Genomic DNA, 21,179 nt, shown 5'->3' on the forward strand with positions numbered 1-21,179 from the left:
CCCCTATGAGCATGCACCGGTGGCGGTCCTCAGGACTTCACACGCCGGTGCATGACGTCTGGGTGATGGCGTCGGCGATCGGCGCGAGCGTCGGCGGCAGCGCCCTGAGCGCGGGATGGTCGTTCGGAGCGGGGCATCTGCTGCCCGCCGCGATCCTGGCGACCGTCGCCGGGGCCGTCCTGCCCTGGCGCCACCACCGCCCGCGCGAGGTGGCGGCGGTGACCACGCTGTGCACGATGGGACAGGGCGCCCTCGGCATGCTGCTCACCCCGCTGCTGACCGTGCCGATGATCGTCGCGCTGTACTCCGTGGGCGTCCGCGAGGACCTCAGGACCCGCCGGCTGTGCGCCCTGTTCGCGTGCGCCGGGATGACCGTGATCGGACTCGTGGCCGCCCTGCGCCGCGACGAGTTCCTGCTGACCGTCGTCAACCCGGTCGCCTGGACCCTCCTCCCGGTCGCCTTCGGCGGCTACGTCCAGATGCGCCGCGCCTACCACGCCGCCCGCGCCGAGCAGGCCGAGCACGCGAAGGAGGAGGAGGCGAGCCGCCGCGTCATCCAGGAGCGCATGCGCATCGCGCGGGAGCTGCACGACGTGGTCGCCCACCACCTCGCCCTCGCCAACGCCCAGGCCTCCACCGCAGCCCACCTCGCCCGCACCAACCCCGCCCAGGCCTTCGAGATCCTCGACAACCTCTCCGGTACGACGGCCTCGGCGCTGCGCGAGCTGAAAGCGACCGTCGGCGTCCTGCGCCAGGACCCCGACGACGGCGGCCTCGCGCCCGCGCCCGGCCTCGCCCTGCTGCCCGAGCTGACGGCGGCCTGCGCCACGGCGGGCGTCACCGTCACCGTCGTCACCGAGGGCCCCGAGCAGCCGCTGCCGCCCGCCGTCGACCTCACCGCCTACCGCATCGTCCAGGAAGCCCTCACCAACGCCACCAAGTACGCCGCGACCCCCGCCGCCCGCGTCCGGCTCGCCTACACCCCGCACCACCTGACCCTGACCGTCCGCAACGAAGCGGGCCACACCGCGCCCGCGGGCCGGGGCTTCGGCCTCACCGGCATGCGCGAGCGGGCCCTCTCCGTCGGCGGCGCGTTCCACGCGGGCCGCCGGCCCGACGGCGGCTTCGAGGTCGCCTGCACCCTCCCGCTGCACCACCGCGAACCAGACGAAGGCCACGCCCCATGACCACGCGCGTCCTCCTCGCCGACGACCAGGCCCTCCTGCGGGCCACCTTCCGCATCCTCATCGACTCCGACCCCGGCATGACGGTCGTCGCCGAGGCCGCCGACGGCCGCGAGGCGGTCGACCTCACCCGCGAGCACACCCCCGACGTCGTCGTCATGGACATCCGCATGCCCGGCACCGACGGCCTCGCCGCCACCGCCGAGATCTGCGCCGACCCCGCCCTGGCGTCAACCCACGTCCTCATCCTCACCACGTTCGAAGACGACGAGAACGTCGCCCGTGCTCTGCGCGCGGGCGCGGGCGGATTCCTCGGCAAGGACGTCGGCGCCGAAGTCCTCCTCGCCGGCATCCGCACGGTCGCGGCCGGCGACTCCCTGCTGTCCCCGACCGCCACCCGCACCCTCATCACCCGTTTCCTCGCCGCCCCGGACCCCGAGGAGGAACTGGCCCCGCCCGCCCTCCTCAAGACCCTCACCGACCGCGAACGCGAGGTCATGTCCCTCGCCGCGCTGGGCCGCTCCAACACGGAGATCGCCGAGAAGCTGGTCCTCAGCCATCTCACCGTCCGCAGCCACATCCAGCGCGCGATGACGAAGCTGCACGCGCGCGACCGGGCCCAACTGGTCGTCATCGCCTACCAGTCGGGGCTGGTGGAGGCGAGACCCCGCTGAGAGGGGGCGCTCCCAGAGAGCGCCCGCCCCGCCGACCGACGCCTACAGCGCCCCCAGATCCGCCGCATACCTCCGGATCAGCTCCACCGACAGCCGAGGCACCTCCCGCCCCCCGCGCACCCCCCGCTCCCGCACGGCCTCCCGGAACCGCTCCGACGGAATCGCCGAACCGGACACCACCGCCTCCGGCTCACGGAAGCCGTGCAGCAGCGGCAGCACCGAAAGCCGCCGCCGCTCCTCGGGCAGCGCGCGCAGCCCCGCCTCCAGCCGGACCAGCCAGTCCGCGTAGGACCCGATCCGCTCGACCGGATGCCCGTCCGCGATCAGCCAGGACACGAACGTGTCCAGCGAGATGCCGTCGTCGTGCGGATTGACCAGGCTGTACGTCCGGTACCCGGCGAGCGCGGGCCCGAGGGCGACGACCGCGTCCGCCGTGAAGTCGACCGGGAGCCCGTCGTAGTGCGCGCGCCCCCCGTCGCCCTGGTAGAAGGACTCCGGCGCCACCCCGGTCGCCAGCACGCTGTACAGCAGCCGGCTGAACATGTCCGGCACGTTCAGCTGCCCCGCGTACTCCCGGTGCGCCAGGATCATGTTCGAGCGGAACACCGTCACCGGCACCCCGCACAGGTCGTGCGCCTCCCGCAGCAGCACCTCACCGGCCCACTTGCTGACGGCGTACCCACCCGCGTACCCGCCGTCCACCGGCAGCGAGGGCAGCGCCTCGCGGACGTCGGAGTCCTCGTCCAGCGGCGCCCCGGCCCGCGAGTTGGCGACGGCCACGCTGGAGATGTACGTCACCGGCTTCAGCCGCGTCGTCAGCGCCAGCCGGATCACCTCGGCGGTGCCGACCACGTTCGCCTCGAACAGGTGCGGGTACGGCAGGACGTGGTTGACCAGCGCGCCCGCGTGGACGATCAGGTCGCTCTCCCCGGCCAGCCGGTCCCAGTCCGCCGGGGCCAGCCCGAGCGAGGGTTCGGCGATGTCCCCGGCGAGGACCTCCAGCCGGCCCCCGTCCGCCTCGGCGAGCAGCCGGGCGGGCTCCGAGTCCGCGCCGAACGCGTCGGTCAGCCGCCGCCGGGCCGCCGCCGCGTCCTTGCCGCGCACGACCACCGTCAGCTTCCCGCCGGAGGGCTCCAGCCGCCGCAGCCACTCCAGCGTCAGGAACCGCCCGAGGTAACCGCTCGCCCCGGTCAGCAGCACATGCCGCGGCTCCCCGGCGGGTGACGGCAACTCCCGTGCTGCTGACAGGAGTTCGGCGTCCAGGAACCGGTCCAGGGTCAGGTCCTTGGCGTGCGCCTCGGCGGCGTCCTCCCCGTGCACCGACGCGAACGTCGGCCGCGTCCCCGCGCTCGCCCGCTTCGCCTCGATGTACGCGGCCAGCTGCCGCAGATCGTGGGCGGGGCTGATGATGACGTCGACCGGCACCGCCACCCCGAACGTGTCCCGCAGCAGCTCCGACAGCGACACCGCCGACAGCGAGTCCCCGCCCAGCTCCCGGAACCGCGCCTCAGGGTCCACCGCCCCCGACAGCAGCGCCCCCGCCGCCCGCAGCACCGTCTCCAGGACGGGCCGCTCCCCGCCCGCCCGGCGCAGTTCCACCAGCTCCCGCCGCTCCCGCTCCTCGATCGCCTCGTACAGCCCCCGCAGCCGGGCGCCGTAGCGCTCCAGGAGCTTCGGCCACAGCAGCTTGCGGTGGTCGGACAGCAGCCCGTTGGCCTGGCTGAAGGGATCGGTCTCCAGCAGCAGTCCGCGCGGTATCTCGTACGAGTTCAGCCCCCGCTCCTGGGCGATGCGCCGGAACGACTCGGCCAACAGGCCCTCCAGACGGGCCGGTTCGGCGCCGTACCGGGTCAGCGCGTCCTCGGTGGGGACCACCACGGCCAGCAGGTACGAGCGTTCGCCGCTGCCGTGCACGAAGATCTGCCGGACCAGCGGCGCGGCGGCGAAGACCGCCTCCAGCCGGGCGGTGGCCACGAACTCGCCCTGGGACAGCTTCAGTACGCTCTTGCGGCGGTCCACGACCGCGATCCGGTCCGGGCCGAGTTCGGCGACGATGTCCCCGGTCCGGTAGTAGCCGTCCGCGTCGAACAACTCGGCCGTCAGCTCGGGCTGCCGGTAGTAGCCGGGTACCACCACGTCGGTGCGCAGCAGGAGTTCACCGCGCGGATGCGGCGAGTCGGTGCGGAAATAGCCGAGTTCGGGGACGTCCACCAGCTTGTAGTCGAGGACCGGCGGACGCAGCAGCACCCCGTCCACGGCGACCCCGCCCGCCTCCGTCGAGCCGTACACGATGTGCAGCGGCAGGCCCAGCAACTCCTCGGTGAACTCCGTCAGTTCGGTCGACAAGGGGGCCGATCCGCAGCTGGCCCAGGTGACTTTGCCGCCCAGGACCTCCCCGCGCAGGAACTCCCGTACCCCGGCGGCGGCTTGAGCGGGGTCCGTGCCCTCGTCGAGGCGGCGGTGCAGCTCGCTCTGGTAGCGCTGGTGCAGCAGTTCGCACACCCGGGGGACCAGCGACAGCTCGGTCGGCCGGATCAGGGCGATGTCCTCGAAGAACGTCGACAGGTCGCTGCTCGCTGTGAAAAAGGTCGAACCGCCGCGCACCAGCGCGTTCTTGAGCGAGGAGTGCCCGGCGACATGGCTCATCGGCATGTAGTTGACGGTCACGACGTCCGTGCCCGCGAACAGCTTCGACCAGGCCCCGCCCCACATCGCGCGGGCCAGCCGCTCGGTGTACATGGCGCCCTTGGGGGTGCCGGTGCTGCCGGAGGTGTAGATCAGCATCGCGAGGGGGTCCTCGCCGTCGTTCGGCCGGTGCAGCGGGGCGGCGGGCAACTCCCGGCCCCGGTCGAGGAGTTCGGCGACGGTGACGATCTCGACGTCCGCCCGCCCGGCCTCGGCGAGCTGCCCGCGCACACCGGTGAGCCGGTCCGCCTGGTCGTCGTCCAGGGGATGGTGGTCGAACACCACCAGCTGCCGGACCGACGGGGTGTCCCGGACGAACTCGGCCGCCGCGGGCAGGCGTTCGGTGCTCGCCGCGACGACCGTCGGGCGGGTCTCGGTCACGATCTCCGCCAGCTGACCGGCCGGCGCCGATGTCTGCAACGGGACGCTCACCGCGCCGAGATGGATACAGGCCAGGTCCAGGACCGCGTAGTCGCGGCTGGTGAAGCCGAGCAGCGCGATCCGGTCGCCCGCGTGCACCGGCCGCTCGCCGTGGTGCCACGCGCCGGCCAACGCCCGTATCCGCTCCCACAGTTCGCGGTAGCTGGTGGTCTCGTAGCGGGGCAGCAGCCGCGCCGTCGTCCGCCCGGTGCGCGGGTCGCGCACGAACTCCCGTGTCCGCTCTCCCGTCGCCGTCCGGTCCGCATGCCGTTCAAAGACATTTCCCATGAGTTCGGCGAGTCGCACTGTAGGTCTCCGCGTCGCGTAGTGGGGTGGGAATCCGGCCAGAGCGTAGCCAGCGGGACGCGGGGGAGCGGGAAAGAAAACCGGAATCCATCAGGGCGCGCGGAATCCGTCAAGTACGCGGAATCCGTCAAGTCGGCGGCGCGGGAATGCCGTTCACCGGCCCGACAGCTGCTCCCCCTTCACCTGCCGCTCGAACCCGTCCAGCAGCACTTCGAGCCCCACGAAGAAATCTTCCTCGGTCGGCCGGATCGGTGACTGCTCCGGCTCCTCGTCCCCGGGCAGCAGCTGCTGCGCGACCCGCTGGATCGAGGCGCCCTGGGTGTATGACCAGACGGTCAGCGTGAGCGTGCGGGCCAGTTCGGGGCTGTCGGTCAGCCCGCTGAGGGCGTCCGCCATCCAGTCCAGGCAGCTGGTGTCCTTGAAGTGGCGCGCGGAGGCCTGCGTGACGAGCGTCCAGGGGTGCTTGCGGTAGACCTCCCAGTCGAGTTCGACCGCGAGCCGCACCGCGTCCCGCCAGTGCGCCGGCGCCGGGGTGGGGTAGGGGTGCTCGTCGCAGACCGCGCGGGTGATCGCGGTGAGCAGTTCGTCCTTGTTCGCGATATGCCGGTACAGCGACATGACACCCGAGTCGAGGTCGTTCGCCAGCCGGCGCATGGAGAGCGCCGCGATGCCTTCGGCGTCGGCGATGCGGACGGCGGCTCCGACGATGGCGCGCCGCGTCAGCCCGGGTGAACTCGGCTGCCTGCCTTGCGTCTTGATGGCCATGCTGTAGTCTAACCAGCGCCGTGCGTACACCGTACGCATGAAATTATGCGTACGGCGTACGCGTGATCTTTACCTGTTTCCGTACACGCTTTTCGAGTACGGCGTACGCGCGATATTCCGCGCCCTCTTCTGAAAGGTTGCCCGTGACCTCCCTCGACTTAGTCGCGGAACGGGCCGGCCGGCGTGCCTGGCTCGGCCTCCTCGTCGTGCTCGGCCCGGTCGCGCTCGTCGCGATGGACGGCTCCGTCCTCTATCTGGCGATGCCGTCCATCACGTCCGCGATCACCCCCTCCACGGACCAGGCGCTGTGGATCCTCGACAGCTACGGCTTCGTCGTCGCGTCGCTGCTCATCGCCTTCGGCAACCTCGGTGACCGCTACGGCCGGCGCAAGTTCCTGCTCGCCGGGGCGCTGGTGTTCGGCGCGGGATCGGTGGGCGCGGCCCTCTCGTCCAGCCCCGAGGTCCTCATCCTCTGCCGGGCCGTGATGGGCCTCGGCGGCGCGACCCTGCTGCCGTCCTCGCTCGCGGTCATCAGCAGCCTCTTCGCCGACGCGAAGCAGCGCGCCCAGGCCATCGGCATCTTCGCGGCCACCTTCGCGGCCGGGTTCGCCGTCGGGCCCATCGTCGGCGGGCTGCTGCTCAACCACTTCGCCTGGGGCTCGGTCTTCCTGATCAACATCCCGGTCGTCGTGCTGTTCCTCGCCCTCGCGCCCGCCCTGCTGAAGGAGGTGCGCGAGTCCAGCCCCGGCCGGGTGGACGCGCTGAGCGTGCTGCTCTCGGCGGCCGGCATCCTGCTGACGGTGTACTCCGTCAAGTCGGCGGCGGCGCACGGGATTTCAGCGGTGCAGATGATCGTGGGCGTCGTAGGCGTCGCGATCGTCGTGCTGTTCATCCGGCGTCAGTTCACCCTGGAACACCCGCTGTTGGAGCTGCGGCTGTTCAAGGACCGGGTGTTCACCGTCGCGATCCTCACCGGGCTGCTCTCGCTGGTCGCCTGGGCGGCGGCCGGGTATCTCAGCGGGATCTACCTCCAGTCGGTGCTGGGGCACGCGGTGCTGACGTCGGCGCTGCTGGCGGTGCCGGGCGCGGTCGTGCTGACCGTCGTCTGCATCGGGACGAGCGCCGTCGTGGACCGGATCGGCAAGCGGGCCGCGCTCATCCTGTCCCACTTCACCATGGGCGTCGGGCTGTTGCTGATGCTGCTGACCCAAGTGGTGGGCGGGGTACCGGCGTTCGTCGCCTCGACGATGGTCGCGGGGATCGGGTACGGGCTCTCCTTCAGCCTCGTCGCGGAGACGGCCGTGGCCGCCGTGCCCGCCGAGCGGGCCGGGTCGGCCGCCTCGATCGCCGAGATGAGCAACGAACTCGGCAACGCCCTCGGCATCTCCCTGCTCGGCTCGCTCGCCGCCGTCTGCTTCCGGCTGCTCGGGCCCGACGTCGCCGGGACGCTGGACGAGACTCTCGACACCCCGGGCATCTCGGCGGCCGTCGCGCAGGAGGCCAAGGACGCGTTCGTCTCCGGTCTGCACGTCGCCGTCGGCGTCGCGAGCGCGCTGTGCCTGCTGCTCGGGTGGCTGGCGGTGCGGTGGGTGCCCCGGGAGGGGGCTGTGGAGGCGCACTCCTGACAGGCGTGTCCCTGAGGTGACCGGCGGGGGCGCTCGTGCCCGCACACGCGCCCCCGCACACCCGAAACGCGCCTCCGCCTACCCGAAGCACCCCTCCATAGACGCCCCTTCCTTTCGGAACGCACACAGCAAACCCACAGATTCTTCGCCGCTTTGGCCCGAGATTTACATATTCCCGACTTGACACTCTCTCTGTGTATGGTGGTCATCACGGTCAGTGGCCATTACTGTCGGGGCTGATCATCAGCGGGCGGCACCAAGGAGACTCATGACCTACGTCGACCTGCGCCCCGACACCGTGGCGCGCATGGCTTTTCCGGCGGGTTCGCGTGATGTGGCGCTCGCCGACCTCTCGGCCCAGCTGTTCGCCTGTCTGACCCGGAGCGACCAGTACCGGAAGGGCATCTACTACTTACGCGGTCTGCTGGAGGCCGAGGGCCGCAAGTCCATCCGCGCCATCGCCGCCCTCTTCGACGAACACGTCTCCGAACAGAACCTGCATCACTTCATCACCTCCTCCACCTGGGACTGGGTCCCCGTGCGGCAGGCGCTCGCCGAACACCTGGTGGCCGCCCGGCCGCCGCAGGCCTGGGTCGCCCGGCTCATGGTCATCCCGAAGTCCGGCCACCACTCGGTGGGCGTCGACAAACACTTCTTCCCCGACCTCGGCCAGGTCCTCAACGCCCAGCGCGCGATAGGCATTTGGGCCGCCTCCGAAGAGTCGGCCGTGCCGTTCAACTGGCGGCTGCACCTGCCCAAGAACTGGCTGAAGGACGACCGAAGACGCAGCCAGAGCGCGATACCCGACGACGTCGGCCCGGAGAACCTCACCGAATGCGTGATCGGCGCCTGTGCCGAAACGATTCTGGACTGGGGTCTGCCCGTCCGCCCCCTCATCGTCGACACCGACGAGGCACACGCCGCCGCCGTCTTCCACGGCTTCGCCGGCTCCGGCGTCCCCCTCCTCGTCCGCACCGGACACGACGTACGGCTCACCGTCACCGACCCCCAACTCCCCGCCAGCGTAGGCCGCGTGCTCCCGGCCGGCCGGATCATGGACGTCGCCCGGGACCTGCGCCGCCCCGTGAACTGGCCCGGTTCCCGCAGCGCCCCGCTCGCCGCGACCGTACGCGTCTCCCTCCCGGCCGGCGCCGCGCCGCTCGGCGAGGACGAGGTCACCCTGCTCGGCGTCACCGAGGGCCACCGCCGCCCCCAGCTGTGGCTGACCAACATGACCTCCTGCCAGCCCGCCCCCCTCGTGCGCCTCACCCGCCTCACCGAACACACCGACCGGGCCTTCGCCGAGATCTCCGACCGGGTCGGCATCCGCGACTTCACCGGCCGCTCCTTCGGCGGCTGGCACCGGCACGTCACCCTGGCCTCGGCCGCCCACGCCGTCGTGGACCTCGCCCGCTGAAGCCGCTCCCCTGCCGAATCCCCTGCGGACACCCCCGCCGCAGGGGATTCTTCTGTTTCCCGCCAAGGGACTTGACGGACTTCCGGCCACCTGACACATCACCGCGCGCCTGACGGATCGCACCGCAAATCATTGGCAGCGCTTTTGCCCCCGCCCCATGCTCTGTGAGTGCCGCCCGGACCGGGCCGGCACTCGGACGGGGGACTGCACGACGGCATCGCGGCGGCCGGATTCGCGCCGCCGTTCCTTCATGTCTCCCGCCCGCGGCCCACGACGCCCGCGCGCGGTTTTCCCCCGCGGGCCGGGCCGTTTCCCAGCGCTGCCCGAGAACCACGCCGCTCGCCGACGACGCCCCGAGACGGCGCTTTCCCGCCTCGCCTTCCCCCGATCGGAGAACCAGTGGACGCCGTGCTGCTCGACCTCGGCCACGAAACCGCCCGCCAGCAACCGCCCTGGCCGGACCCCGCCCGCCTCACCGAGGTCCGCGCCGCCCTCGCCGGCCGCCCCGCCCTCGCCCGGCCGCACGACATCGACGCCCTGCACGCCCAACTGGCCCGCGTCGCCGCAGGCGAGGCCCATGTCCTCCAGGCCGGCGACTGCGCCGAGGACCCCGCCGAGGCCACCGCCGCCCAGGTCGCCCGCAAGGCCGGACTGCTCACCATGCTCGCCGGCGCCCTGGAACTGGAGAGCGGCCGTCCCGTCGTACGCGTCGGCCGGATCGCCGGGCAGTACGCCAAGCCGCGCTCGCAGAACTTCGAGCGGGTCGGCGGGGTCGAACTCCCCTCCTACCGGGGGCACATGGTCAACAGCCCCGAACCCGACCCGGCCGCCCGCGTCCCCGACCCCGAGCGGCTGCTGTCCTGCCACGACGCGGCCCACGCGATCATGGGCCACCTCGGCTGGCACGGCCCGCACCCCGCGACGACCGTCGGCGGACCCGTCTGGACCAGCCACGAAGCGCTGCTCCTCGACTACGAGATCCCCCAACTGCGCCGCGACGCACGGGGACGGCTGCTGCTCACCTCCACCCACTGGCCCTGGATCGGCGAACGCACCCGCGACCCCGAAGGCGCCCACGTCGCCCTCCTCGCCCGCGTCGCCAACCCCGTCGCCTGCAAGGTCGGACCGGGCATGGAACCCGGCGAACTCCTGCGTCTGTGCGCCGCGTTGGACCCCGACCGCACCCCCGGCCGGCTCACCCTCATCGCCCGCATGGGCGCCGACGCCGTCGCCGCGCGGCTGCCCGCGCTCGTCGCCGCCGTCCGCGCCGCCGGACACCCCGTCAGCTGGCTCAGCGACCCGATGCACGGCAACACCGTCACCGCAGCCGACGGCCGCAAGACCCGTCAACTCGACACTGTCACACGGGAGATCGACCACTTCAGGGGCGCGGTCGCCGAAGCCGGCGGCACCGCCGGCGGACTGCACCTGGAGACCACCCCGGACGACGTCACCGAGTGCGTCACCGACGCCTCCGAGACACCCGGCGCCGCCTACACCAGCTTCTGCGACCCCCGCCTCAACCCCGCCCAGGCGCTCGCCGCCGTCGGCGCCTGGCGGGTCAGCCGCCAGCCCGTCGCCGCCTGAGCCGTCGTACCCCAACTCACCTGCTACGTAAGGAATTCCATGGCGGGCATACCCCCCATCGAGCCCTACGCGCTGCCCGGCGCCGCGGACCTGCCGTCCAACACCGCGCCCTGGAAGGTCGATCCGGACCGCGCCGCGCTGCTCGTCCACGACATGCAGCGCTACTTCCTGCGCCCGCTCCCCGAGTTGGTGCGCACACCTCTGGTCGCGAACGCCGCCCGGCTGCGCGACGCCGCCGCCGCGCACGGCGTACCCGTCGGCTACACCGCCCAGCCCGGCGGCATGAGCGAGAGTGAGCGCGGGCTGCTCAAGGACTTCTGGGGGCCCGGGATGCGCGTCGACCCCGCCGACCGCGAGGTCGCCGAACCCCTCGCGCCCGCGCCCCAGGACGCCGTCTTCACCAAGTGGCGCTACAGCGCCTTCCACCGCTCGGCGCTCCAGGACTGGCTCCGCGACAACGGCCGTGACCAGCTGATCCTGTGCGGGGTGTACGCGCACGTCGGCGTGCTGATGACCGCCGTCGACGCCTTCACCCGCGACATCGAGACCTTCCTCGTGGCCGACGCCGTCGCCGACTTCTCCGCCGCCCACCACCGCCAGGCCCTCGACTACGCCGCCCAGCGCTGCGCCGTCGTCACCACCACCGACACGGCCGCCGCCGCGCTGACGTCCACCGAACGGGAGTTGACCGCATGAGCGCCGCAAGTCTGCCGGGGAATACGGAAGTCGAGCGCGCGGACGCCACAAGTCTCCTGGATCCAGAGGGAGCCGACCTGCTGGCCCGCGTCCTAGCCGACCACCCGCCCGCCTTCGCCCTCCTGCACAGACCCGAGGCCACCGGCCCCGCCACCCTCGACCTCCTCACCGGCGACCTCACCACCCCCGCCCGCCTCGCCGACCTCCCCGCCCCGCCGCCGCAGCCCGGCCGCGCCCGCCACGACGTCCTCGCGATCATCCCCTACCGCCAGCTCACCGAACGCGGCTACGACTGCGCCGACGACGGCGCCCCGCTGCTCGCGCTGACGGTGACCGCACAGGCCCGCCTCCCCGTCGCCGGCGTCCTCGACCGCCTCCCCGCCGACCCGACCGCCCTGACCGGCGAGCACTTCGACGTCGACGACGAGGAGTACGCCCGCCTCGTCCGCGACGTCATCCGCGAGGAGATCGGCACCGGCGCGGGCGCCAACTTCGTCCTCAAACGCTCGTTCGTCGCCGACATCACCGGCTACACCCACCGCAGCGCCCTCGCCCTCTTCGGCCGGCTGCTGCGCCAAGAGGCGGGCGCCTACTGGACGTTCGTCGTGCACACCGGCGAGCGCACCTTCGTCGGCGCCAGCCCCGAACGGCACGTCAGCCTCAGCGGCGCCACCGCCGTCATGAACCCGATCAGCGGCACCTACCGCTACCCGGCCGGCGGCCCCACCCTCGACGGCGTCCTCGGCTTCCTCGCCGACCGCAAAGAGGCCGACGAGCTGTACATGGTCGTCGACGAAGAACTCAAGATGATGGCCCGGATCTGCGAGAGCGGCGGCCGGGTCACCGGACCGCACCTCAAGGAGATGGCCCGCCTCGCCCACACCGAGTACTTCGTCGAGGGCCACAGCACCCTCGACCCCCGGCTCGTGCTGCGCGAGTCCCTGTTCGCGCCGACCGTCACCGGCAGCCCCCTGGAGAGCGCCTGCCGCGTCATCAAGCGGTACGAGCCGCAGGGCCGCGGCTACTACAGCGGCGCCCTCGCCCTCATCGGCCACGACCCCGACGGCGCCCCCGCCCTCGACTCCGCGATCCTCATCCGCACCGCCGACATCGATGCCACGGGCCGCCTCGCGATCGGCGTCGGCGCCACCGTCGTACGCCACTCCGACCCCGCCTCCGAGGTCGCCGAGACCCGCGCCAAGGCGGCCGGCCTCCTCGCGGCCCTGCGTGCGGACGCCGCCCCCGGCGCCCGCACCGCCCCCTCCCTGGCCGCGCACCCCGAGGTCCGCGCGGCCCTGGAGCAGCGCAACGCGCACCTCGCCGGCTTCTGGCTCACGAAGGACCCCGCGAGGGAGACCGAGCTGACCGGCCGCACCGCCCTGGTGATCGACGCGGAGGACACCTTCACCGCGATGCTCGACCACCAACTCCGTTCGCTGGGGCTGGAAGTGACGGTCCGTCGGTTCGACGAGGCGTACGACACCGACGGCCACGACCTCGTCGTCATGGGCCCCGGACCCGGCGACCCCCGCGACACCGCCGACCCCAAGATCGCGCATCTGCACGGCACGCTCGCCGCCCTCCTGCGCGAGCGCCGCCCCTTCCTCGCGGTCTGCCTCAGCCACCAGGTCCTCAGCTCCCGCCTCGGCCTCCCCCTGGTCCGCCGGGACACCCCCAACCAGGGCGTCCAGAAGGAGATCGACTTCTTCGGCGCCCCGGCCCGCGTCGGCTTCTACAACACCTTCGCCGCCCGCGCCGCCGCCGACCGCCTCGACCACCCCGACCACGGCACCCTCCACCTCAGCCGCGACCCCGCGACCGGCGAGGTGCACGCGCTGCGCGGGCCGCACTTCGCGTCCATGCAGTTCCACGCGGAGTCGCTGCTCAGCCAGGACGGCCTGCGGATCGTCGAAGGGCTGACGACAGGCCTGGTCACAGGGCTCGCCGCCGCCCTGGTCTAGGGCCGGCTCTCGTCAACAGCGCGTTCGGCCGTTCGTCGGCACGTGTGATCCCCCGCCACCCGCCGTACCCGTATGCCGTTGAGCTAGTCGTGACGCTGGTGCAGTGACGATTCTGCAATCGGGGCGGCGGTGGGTCGGGGCCCCGGGACCATGGCGTCGCCCTGCGGACACGCAGGTCACGGCTATGGAGAGTGCCGAACGTGTGGACATGTGCCGACGGCCCGGACACCCTGCCCCGGCGCCGGAAGGCGGGGGCCGGCGGGCCGGCGGGCGACGGGGTCCTGGTCGGCCGGTCCGCCGAGACGGCGGCGCTGCGGACGGCGCTGCGGGGGCACCGGCTGGTGACGGTCACCGGGGCGGTGGGGGTCGGGAAGAGCCGGCTGGCGCGGGAGGTGGCCGGGGGGCGGGCCGTGTGGGTGTGGGGGCCTGAACGGTGGGGCGGGGGAAGGGTGTTGGGGGAGGGGGTGGTGCGGGTGCTGAGGGGTGGCGCGGGTACGGAGTCGGGGGCGCGGTTGATTTCCGCGGATCCGGTGGCCGCCCTGCGCGCGGTGACCGGCTCACGGCTTCTCCTCGTGCTGGACGACGTCGACGCCGCGCACGCCGAGTGTGTGGGCCTGGTGCAGCGGGCGTTGATGGCGGTGCCGGGGCTGCGGGTGCTGGTGACGGCGCGGCGGGCGCTCGGGCTGGGGGACGAACGGGTGCTGCGGCTGGGGGCGTTGGGGGACGAGGACGCCGTGGAGCTGCTGCTGGGGCGGAGCGAACTGCCGTGCAAGGAGGTCGACTTGGCGGCGGCACGGCAGGTCTGCCGGATCCTGGAAGGAGTCCCGCTCGCCCTCGAACTGGCCGCCGGACAGCTCACCCGGCACCCGGTGCACACCCTCGCCGCCCGGCTCGAACGCGACCAGTGCTGGCTCGCGGGCCCCAACTCCGGCCCGCGCAGGCACCGTTCGCTGCGCAAAGCGATGGGCGCCGAATACGCGCTGTGCGCGAAGGACTTGCGGTCCGTCTGGTCGCGGGCGAGCGTCTTCGCGGGCGCGTTCACCGAGGCGACGGCGGTCTACCTCTGCACCGGCTCCGGCGTGCAGCCGTACCAAGTCCCGTCCCTGCTCGCCCGGTTGGCGGCGGCCGGAGTGCTGGAGGCGGTGGGGGAGAGCGGCGGGGTACGTCCGCCGCGCTACCGGATGGCCCGCGCCGCCCGCGACTTCGGCACCGAACGGCTGCGTGAGACAGGGGAGTTGCCGGTGGCGGAGGAACGGCACGCGCTGCACTACCGCCGCGTGGCCGCCGTCGCCGAGAACCTCTGGACCGACGGCCACCAGCGCCAGGCCGTCCAGCTGGTTCGCGACGAGTACGACGACCTCACCGCCTTCGTCCGCCAAGTACCCGGCCGCACCGGGCAGGTTGAGGCAGCACTGGAGACGGTCGTGAACCTCTGGTTCTGGTGGGCGGTGCACGGGTACGCCGCGCAGGGCCGCGACCATCTGCGCCGGCTGCTCCCGCTCACGGACCCGGCGGGCCCGTTGACTCCCCGCGCCCTCTGGCTGGCGGCCTGGCTGAGCGCCGCCGGCGATCCGGCCGGGTCCCGCGAACTCCTCGGCCGGGCCTGGACCGGCGCGGTCCTCGCGGGCGACGACGCGACCGTCGGCCGTGTCGCCCACGTCGAGGGCGTACTGGCCTGGCGTGAACGGCAGTCGGAGGCGGCGGCGGAGTGCTTCGCGCAGGCCGCCGACACGATCCCGCCCGGCGCCCCGGGCGGCCCCGGACCTGCGGTCAGCCTCGCGGCCCTGGCAGTCCTCCAGTCCGGCCGCACCCCCACGACGGCCCGCCGCACCGCCCACCGGGCCCTGGCCCAGCCCGGCGTCCCCGCCGACGCCTGGGCGACCCTCCTGGCCCGCTACGCCCTGGCGGTCGCCGACCACCACGACGGCCACCCCGGCCGGGCATGGCAACGCGCCCACCGCACCCTGGCGACCCACGACGTCCACCTCGACGCACCGGACGGCGGAGCGGCCCTGCGGGGGCTGATCGCGGACATCGAGGAGGGGAGGACGGGGTGGGGGGAGGGGGTGTTTGTGCCGGTGGGGGTGTGAGGGGGGGGCTTCCTCCGGAGCAGCAATGGAGGGGGGAGCGGAGGTGCGGGGACGATTCGCTCCGGAGCGGCGATGGAGGGGCGCGGAGGTGCGGGGCGCGGGGGGCGGCTCCCTCCGGAGCGGCGGCGGAGGGGGCGTGCGGGCGGCTCCCCCCCCGGGGGAGCGGAGGGGGCGCGGGAGCGTGGGGGCGCGGAAGCGTGTGGGCGGCTCCCTCTGGAGCGGGCGCGGGGACGCGGGGCGCGGGGACGCGGGGCGTGGGGACGCGGGGCGTGGGGCGGCTCCCTTGCCTCACCCCGGACTCGCCGCACCCCCAACTCGCCTCCCCCGAACTCACCTAGGCGTCCCCGCCCCCGGCACGAACGCTCCCCCGTGCCCCGGCACGATCAGCGCCGGACCCATCGCCAGCACCTTCTCCCGGTGGATGTGCAGCATCTCCGGATCGTGGGCGTAAGGGTCCTCCACCGGTCCCTCGGCGCTCCACCACAGGTGGGTGAAGACGACCAGCCCCTCCTCGGTGTCGGCCAGGGTGCTGATGTCCTCGGCGGTGTGGCCGGGGGTCGACGCGAGGCGTATCGACGGGGAGAGGTGGTGGCCGTCGGCCGGGCGGTCGGTCCAGATGTCGTTCTGGTAGACCGCCCAGTGGTCGTGGAAACGGGCCAGGGGGAACAGCGCGGCGTTGAGCGTGTGGTCGGGGTGATGGTGGCTGAAGACCACGTCGGTGACCTGATTCGGCGCGATTCCCTCGGCGGCGAGCGGGTCGAGGATCAGCCCGCGGTCGGCGACCATGCCGGGATCCACCACGACCACGGCGGCCCCGTCGCGTACGACGCTCACCGTGCTCGCGGTGCGCGGACCGACATAACCGGACGTCAGGACACGGAAGGTGGCGGTCATCCCGGAACCCTAACGCCACGGCGGGGTCAGGCACAGGGGTGAACCCGGTGGCCGGAAGGACTTCCCGGGCGGGGCGGGGACGGCGGTCCGAAAGTGAACCCCCGTAACTGTCGATGTTGTGCAGAAGATTGACGGCGATCTGAAAACAGCCCTAGATTCCGAGCCGCTTCCGCACCCCCTCCTGGCATCCGCCCCTTCGGACCCCCCAACCCCCCTGACACAGGAGCCGCATCCCATGCGCACCCGCCCCCGGCTCGCCCTGACGGCCCTGGCCCTCACCCTGTCCGCCGCCCTAGTCGCCCCCCAGGCCCACGCCCAGGACACCGCCCCCGAACACCTCACCGGCACCCTTGAGGACGGCGCCACCTGGATAGCCGACGTCCCCGCCGACTGGAACGGCACCCTGATCGTCTTCAGCCACGGATTCGGCGCCCTCAAGGCCCTCAACGCCCCCACCGAGGCGGTCCGCCAGGAACTCCTGCGCCAGGGATACGCGTTGACGGGATCGTCCTACGATCCCAACGGCTCGATCTGGGCGCTGGAGAGCGCGGAACGCGACCAGTTCCAGACCATTGACGCGGTCACGGCGAAAATCGGCGAACCCGCGCGCGTACTGAGTCTCGGCTCCTCCATGGGCGGCCTCGTCAACGCGCGCATGGCCCGCGACGCGGCCGGCCGCATCGACGGCGCGGTCGGCCTGTGCGGCCTGGTCGCCGGCGCCACGGACCTCGACAACTACCAACTGGACGCCGAATACACGCTCGCGCGCCTGCTGCTGCCCGGCGAGGACGTGAAACTCGTCCGCTTCGGCTCCGCCGCCGAGGCCGCCGCGACCGCCCAGAAGCTCACCGACGCCGTCACGGCCGCCCAGACGACCCCTGAGGGCCGCGCCCGCGTCGCCCTGGCCGCCGCCTTCCTGAACCTCCCCGCGTGGTCGTCGGGCGCCCGCCCCGCCGCCGGCGACTGGGCCGCCCAGCAGAAACAGCAGTACGCCTGGTTCGCGCAAGGCATCCTCGCCTTCGTCGAGGGCGGCCGGTACGCCGTCGAGCAGTCCGTCGGCGGCAACAACTCCTGGAACAAGGGCGTCAAGTACGACCGGCTGCTCGCCGGCTCCGTCCACGCGCCGCAGGTGCGCGCGCTGTACCGGGCCGCCGGACTCGACCTGCGCGCCGACCTCGCGCGCCTCACGGCCGGCGCCACGGTCACCGCGGACCCGGCCGCCGTCCGCACCGCCGAGCGCACCTCCTCGGCCGGACAGGGCCTCGACGTGCCCCTCCTGGACGTGCACACGACCGCCGACAACCTCGTCCCGGCCGAGCAGGAGACCCGGTTCGCCGAGCGGGTGCGGGCCGCCGGGGACGCGGCGCTGCTGCGGCAGGCGTACGTCGAGCGGCCCGGGCACTGCGCGTTCACGACCGCCGAGACGGTCGCCGCGCTGCACGCGCTGGAGCACCGCGTGGAGACCGGCCACTGGGACGCCGTCGCGACCGCCGCCGCCCTCCAGAGCTCGGCGAGCGCGCTCGGGCTCGACGGGGCCGCGTACATCCAGCACCGGCCCGCGCGGCTCACCGTCGGCCGCGAACGGCCTTGAGGCAAGCCGTTTAAAGCGCTTTAAACGCCGCCCGAAAAGGCGCTCCCCCTGCGGCACACGGCCACAGGGGGAGCATCGGTTCATCGAACCGCAGATTCAGTCAGCCGGCTAGGTCAGCCCTCGACCCAGCCGTGGTGCTTGGCGAACTGCGCCAGGCCCTGCCGGACCTGGAGAATCTGCTCACCCGTGAGCGAAGGGGCCGAAGACAGCAGCGCCTCCGTCACCTCCCGGGTGAACTCCTCCGTGTTCAGGACGTCGCACAGCACGTCGTCGTCCGGCGTGAGCGGCTTGCCGTCGGCACCGCGTGCGAGCCGCACGTCGGACGCCTTCGGACCGCGCTCGCCGTCCTCGATCTCGAACTCCACGGCCACGCCCCTGCGCACCTGCGACTCCGGCATCAACATGTCGTTGACATGGAGAAAGACATCTTCCCCGCCGTCGTCGGGCGCGATGAATCCATAACCCCGCGCGCTGTCGAAGCGCACCACACGACCGGCAACCATCCCGACCCCCAACAGCCTCGAAACACCCACTCCGGTGAACTTGTGGCAGATCGTAACCAAGGCTGGGCCCCGAGGGCGACCTCCGGGCGTTCACTGACCGCGATACACGGCCGTGAGCAGCTCGATCACGTTCTGCGTGGCGGGATGCGGATCGCCCCGCCACCACACCAAGCGTACGGCCACCGGCTCCGCGTCCCGTACCGGACGGTAGACGATGCCCGGCCGAGGGTACTGGTGCGCGGTCGATTCGGCGGTCAGACCGACGCACCGGCCGGTCGCGATCACCGTCAGCCAGTCGTCGACGTCATGCGTCTCCTCGACCGCCGGACGCGCCTCCGGCGGCCACAGCTCCGGTGTCGTCGTCCCCGTCCGCCGGTCGATCAGCAGCGTCCGCGTCGCGAGGTCCGCGAGCCGCACCGCGCGCCGCCGGGCCAGCGGGTCGTCGGCCGGCAGCGCGCACAGCCGCCGTTCGAGTCCGACGATCGCGCTGTCGAACCGCCGGTCCTCCAACACCCGCCGTACGACCGCCAGTTCACACGTCCCCTCGGCCAGCCCGGCGCTCGGCGAGTTCATCCGGACGAGATGCAGATCCGTCTCCGGACGCCGCTCCGCCCACCGCCGCTGGAAGGCCACCGTGTGCCGCCCGAGCGCCGCCCACGCGTAGCCGATCCGCAGCTTGCCGTGGCCCGACGCGGCCTCCTCGACCAGCGCCGACACCTCCCCGAGCACCCGCCGCGCCTGCGCCGCCACCCGCGTCCCCACGGCCGTCGGCACCACGACCCGGGACGTCCGCCGCACCAGCCGCACCCCCAGCGCCTTCTCCAGCGAGGCCAGCGTCCGCGACATAGCGGCCTGCGAGAGGCCCAGGACGGCGGCGGCGTCCGTGAAACTCCCCTCGTCGAGGATCGCCACGAGACAGCGCAGCTGACGCAGCTCGACGGCGCCGACGGCACGTGCGGTATCGATGTGACTGTCCATGACTGAAGCGTATAGATGATCCAGTGCATGCATTTTGCGCAACACCGATCCGGCGGGACGATCCACTCATGAATGCCGCCATACGCGCGCGTACGACCACGCCGACCGCCACCCCGGGCACCCCCGCCGGACGCACCCGCCTCGCCGGTGTCGCGACCATGGCCGGCAGCGGCCTGTCCAACCAGTGCGGCGCCGCCGTCGGCTCCCTCGCCTTCCCGGTGCTGGGCCCGGCCGGCGTCGTCGCCGTCCGCCAGTACGTCGCCGCGGCCGTCCTCCTCGCGGTCGCCCGCCCCCGCCTGCGCTCCTTCACCCGCCGGCAGTGGACGCCCGTCCTCGCCCTCGCGGCCGTCTTCGGGACGATGAACCTGTCGCTGTACACCGCGATCGACCGCGTCGGCCTCGGCCTCGCCGTCACCCTGGAGTTCCTCGGCCCCCTGACGCTGGCCCTCGCCGCCGCCCGGCGCCGCGTGGACGCCGGCTGCGCGCTCATGGCCGCGGCCGGCGCCGTCACGCTGATGCGCCCCCAGCCCTCGACCGACTACCTGGGCCTCGGCCTCGGCCTGCTCGCCGCCTGCTGCTGGGCCGCGTACATCCTGCTCAACCGCACCGTCGGCCGCCGCATCCCGGGCGCCCAGGGCTCCGCTGCCGCCGCCGCGGTCTCCGCGCTGGCCTTCCTGCCCGTGGGCGCCCTGGTCGCCGTCCACCACCCCCCGACGGCCGCCGCGCTCGCCTGCGCCACGACGGCAGGGGTCCTCTCCTCGGCCGTGCCCTACCTCGCCGACCTCTTCACCCTCCGCCACGTCCCCCCGGCCGCCTTCGGCCTCTTCATGAGCGTCAACCCCGTCCTCGCCGCTTTCGTCGGCTGGATCGGCCTCGGCCAGCGGCTCGGCGCGGTCGACTGGGCGGCGATCGGCTGCGTGGTCCTCGCCAACGCGGTCAGCATCGGCGTCCCCGTACGGCCGAAGAGGTGACGCGACCGCGCCGCTGACGGCCACCGCGCGGCCTGTTCCGTATAGACGTGCCATGCGGAACAGACGCCCGGCACGCACCCGCCGGCCCCTCCTCGCCGCCCTCCTCCTGGGCCCCCTCCTCGCCTCCTGCGCCACCGCCGACCCCGCCCGCCCGCTCACCGGGGAGGACGCCCAGCGGCTCGCCCTGGCCCGCTTCCGGACGTACCAGAGCGGCACCACCGAGGTCGTCGTCCGTGCCACCGCACAAGGCACGACCACCGAAGTACGCGCAGCCGTCGACCACCGCACACACCGCGCGGTCGGCTGGTACCAGACCAACGGCAGCTCAGGACTGCTGAGTTGGGGCCCGGAGGGAGTGGCGGTGGCCCGCCCCGGCACGACGGGCATGGCACCGGCCGCCGGTCCGGGCGCGCGCACCGCTCAGTCGGCGCTGACCAAAGCCGCTTCCCTGAAGCCCAGTTCATGGACCCGCCGCGCGTACGGCGCCGCCCCGCTGGACCTGTCCCTCCAACTCGCCCTCTCCCTCGGCAACGACCGGCCGGACAACGCGCAACTCCTCGCCCAGTCGGGGGCGTTGCACTTGAGGGACGAGGAGGTCGACGGCGAGACGTACGGCGTCTATACGGGCCCGCGACCGCGCCCGGCGGCGAGCAGACAGGCGTCGAGTCCGAGCCCGGAAGGCGCCTCCCCGCTCACCTACTGGGTGAACGAGGAAGGCCAACTCCGGCGCGTCGTGGCGAAGTTGGGAGAGGGGAAGACGGCGACGCTCGACCTCACGGGGGAGAAGGTCGAGGGGAGCGTGCGGCCCTGACCGAGAGCAACGGGCCCTGGA

At 73.0% G+C, this 21,179-nt stretch carries 16 protein-coding genes; 11 read left to right on the plus strand and 5 right to left on the minus strand.

Annotated features, from left to right (window positions below):
* Positions 1-5 precede the first annotated feature (5 nt).
* The gene (locus ACYUD3_RS23310; RefSeq protein WP_470972913.1) at positions 6-1,187 is read left to right on the plus strand and encodes a sensor histidine kinase; all 1,182 of its coding nucleotides are present in this window, start codon (positions 6-8) and stop codon (positions 1,185-1,187) included.
* A complete protein-coding gene (locus tag ACYUD3_RS23315; protein WP_470972915.1) occupies positions 1,184-1,858 on the plus strand; it encodes a response regulator transcription factor in 675 nt (224 codons plus the stop codon). The genes ACYUD3_RS23310 and ACYUD3_RS23315 overlap by 4 nt, the downstream gene beginning before the upstream one ends.
* 42 nt (positions 1,859-1,900) lie before the next feature.
* Here the strand turns inward: ACYUD3_RS23315 and car are convergent, their stop codons facing one another.
* Together car and ACYUD3_RS23325 are read right to left on the minus strand one after the other, a co-directional pair.
* On the minus strand, positions 1,901-5,356 hold the full coding sequence (gene car, locus ACYUD3_RS23320; RefSeq protein ID WP_470973243.1) for a carboxylic acid reductase: 3,456 nt from the start codon (positions 5,354-5,356) through the stop codon (positions 1,901-1,903).
* Positions 5,357-5,422: 66 nt separating this feature from the next.
* Entirely contained in the window at positions 5,423-6,034 is a 612-nt protein-coding gene (locus tag ACYUD3_RS23325; protein ID WP_470972917.1) for a TetR family transcriptional regulator, read from the minus strand.
* 233 nt (positions 6,035-6,267) lie between these two features.
* Here ACYUD3_RS23325 and ACYUD3_RS23330 point away from each other — a divergent pair, with 233 nt between their 5' ends.
* From ACYUD3_RS23330 to ACYUD3_RS23355, 6 genes are all read left to right on the plus strand, one after another.
* On the plus strand, positions 6,268-7,659 hold the full coding sequence (locus ACYUD3_RS23330; RefSeq protein WP_470973245.1) for an MFS transporter: 1,392 nt from the start codon (positions 6,268-6,270) through the stop codon (positions 7,657-7,659).
* A gap of 268 nt (positions 7,660-7,927) precedes the next feature.
* Entirely contained in the window at positions 7,928-9,076 is a 1,149-nt protein-coding gene (locus ACYUD3_RS23335) for an IS701 family transposase (protein ID WP_470972919.1), read from the plus strand.
* A gap of 399 nt (positions 9,077-9,475) precedes the next feature.
* Complete coding sequence (locus tag ACYUD3_RS23340) at positions 9,476-10,663, plus strand: 3-deoxy-7-phosphoheptulonate synthase (protein WP_470972921.1); 1,188 nt, start codon at positions 9,476-9,478, stop codon at positions 10,661-10,663.
* Positions 10,664-10,702: 39 nt separating this feature from the next.
* A complete protein-coding gene (locus ACYUD3_RS23345; RefSeq protein ID WP_470972923.1) occupies positions 10,703-11,359 on the plus strand; it encodes an isochorismatase family protein in 657 nt (218 codons plus the stop codon).
* Complete coding sequence (locus ACYUD3_RS23350) at positions 11,356-13,320, plus strand: anthranilate synthase family protein (RefSeq protein ID WP_470972925.1); 1,965 nt, start codon at positions 11,356-11,358, stop codon at positions 13,318-13,320. Before ACYUD3_RS23345 ends, ACYUD3_RS23350 begins: the two co-directional genes overlap by 4 nt.
* A gap of 200 nt (positions 13,321-13,520) precedes the next feature.
* Positions 13,521-15,410: an ATP-binding protein gene (locus ACYUD3_RS23355; RefSeq protein WP_470972927.1), complete on the plus strand. Its 1,890-nt coding sequence runs from the start codon at positions 13,521-13,523 to the stop codon at positions 15,408-15,410.
* Positions 15,411-15,740: 330 nt separating this feature from the next.
* Here ACYUD3_RS23355 and ACYUD3_RS23360 read toward each other — a convergent pair whose 3' ends face one another.
* Positions 15,741-16,304: an MBL fold metallo-hydrolase gene (locus ACYUD3_RS23360; RefSeq protein ID WP_470972929.1), complete on the minus strand. Its 564-nt coding sequence runs from the start codon at positions 16,302-16,304 to the stop codon at positions 15,741-15,743.
* 235 nt (positions 16,305-16,539) lie between these two features.
* Here ACYUD3_RS23360 and ACYUD3_RS23365 point away from each other — a divergent pair, with 235 nt between their 5' ends.
* Entirely contained in the window at positions 16,540-17,895 is a 1,356-nt protein-coding gene (locus ACYUD3_RS23365) for an alpha/beta fold hydrolase (protein ID WP_470972931.1), read from the plus strand.
* A 113-nt stretch (positions 17,896-18,008) separates the two neighbouring features.
* On the opposite strand, the gene ACYUD3_RS23370 is transcribed toward ACYUD3_RS23365, so the two are convergent.
* Together ACYUD3_RS23370 and ACYUD3_RS23375 are read right to left on the minus strand one after the other, a co-directional pair.
* Positions 18,009-18,398 (minus strand): cold-shock protein, encoded by a 390-nt coding sequence (locus tag ACYUD3_RS23370; protein WP_470972933.1) that lies wholly within the window; start codon positions 18,396-18,398, stop codon positions 18,009-18,011.
* Positions 18,399-18,488: 90 nt separating this feature from the next.
* The gene (locus ACYUD3_RS23375; protein WP_470972935.1) at positions 18,489-19,376 is read right to left on the minus strand and encodes a LysR family transcriptional regulator; all 888 of its coding nucleotides are present in this window, start codon (positions 19,374-19,376) and stop codon (positions 18,489-18,491) included.
* 68 nt (positions 19,377-19,444) lie between these two features.
* Here ACYUD3_RS23375 and ACYUD3_RS23380 point away from each other — a divergent pair, with 68 nt between their 5' ends.
* Both ACYUD3_RS23380 and ACYUD3_RS23385 read left to right on the plus strand, forming a co-directional pair.
* Positions 19,445-20,347 carry an EamA family transporter gene (locus ACYUD3_RS23380; protein ID WP_470972937.1) on the plus strand — a complete coding sequence of 301 codons (903 nt, stop codon included), beginning with the start codon at positions 19,445-19,447 and terminating at the stop codon, positions 20,345-20,347.
* A gap of 52 nt (positions 20,348-20,399) precedes the next feature.
* Entirely contained in the window at positions 20,400-21,158 is a 759-nt protein-coding gene (locus ACYUD3_RS23385; RefSeq protein ID WP_470972939.1) for a hypothetical protein, read from the plus strand.
* The last annotated feature ends 21 nt before the right edge of the window (positions 21,159-21,179 follow it).

The sequence above is a fragment of the Streptomyces sp. AMJ-169 genome (assembly GCF_055597585.1).

Coding starts and splice junctions, on each gene's coding strand:
- ACYUD3_RS23335 (WP_470972919.1), top strand. CDS start 7,928: ATGACCTACGTCGACCTGCGCCCCGACACCGTGGCGCGCATGGCTTTT.
- ACYUD3_RS23350 (WP_470972925.1), top strand. CDS start 11,356: ATGAGCGCCGCAAGTCTGCCGGGGAATACGGAAGTCGAGCGCGCGGAC.
- ACYUD3_RS23380 (WP_470972937.1), top strand. CDS start 19,445: ATGAATGCCGCCATACGCGCGCGTACGACCACGCCGACCGCCACCCCG.
- ACYUD3_RS23330 (WP_470973245.1), top strand. CDS start 6,268: ATGGACGGCTCCGTCCTCTATCTGGCGATGCCGTCCATCACGTCCGCG.
- ACYUD3_RS23365 (WP_470972931.1), top strand. CDS start 16,540: ATGCGCACCCGCCCCCGGCTCGCCCTGACGGCCCTGGCCCTCACCCTG.
- ACYUD3_RS23375 (WP_470972935.1), bottom strand. CDS start 19,376: ATGGACAGTCACATCGATACCGCACGTGCCGTCGGCGCCGTCGAGCTG.
- ACYUD3_RS23345 (WP_470972923.1), top strand. CDS start 10,703: ATGGCGGGCATACCCCCCATCGAGCCCTACGCGCTGCCCGGCGCCGCG.
- ACYUD3_RS23370 (WP_470972933.1), bottom strand. CDS start 18,398: ATGGTTGCCGGTCGTGTGGTGCGCTTCGACAGCGCGCGGGGTTATGGA.
- ACYUD3_RS23315 (WP_470972915.1), top strand. CDS start 1,184: ATGACCACGCGCGTCCTCCTCGCCGACGACCAGGCCCTCCTGCGGGCC.
- ACYUD3_RS23325 (WP_470972917.1), bottom strand. CDS start 6,034: ATGGCCATCAAGACGCAAGGCAGGCAGCCGAGTTCACCCGGGCTGACG.
- ACYUD3_RS23310 (WP_470972913.1), top strand. CDS start 6: ATGAGCATGCACCGGTGGCGGTCCTCAGGACTTCACACGCCGGTGCAT.
- ACYUD3_RS23360 (WP_470972929.1), bottom strand. CDS start 16,304: ATGACCGCCACCTTCCGTGTCCTGACGTCCGGTTATGTCGGTCCGCGC.
- ACYUD3_RS23385 (WP_470972939.1), top strand. CDS start 20,400: ATGCGGAACAGACGCCCGGCACGCACCCGCCGGCCCCTCCTCGCCGCC.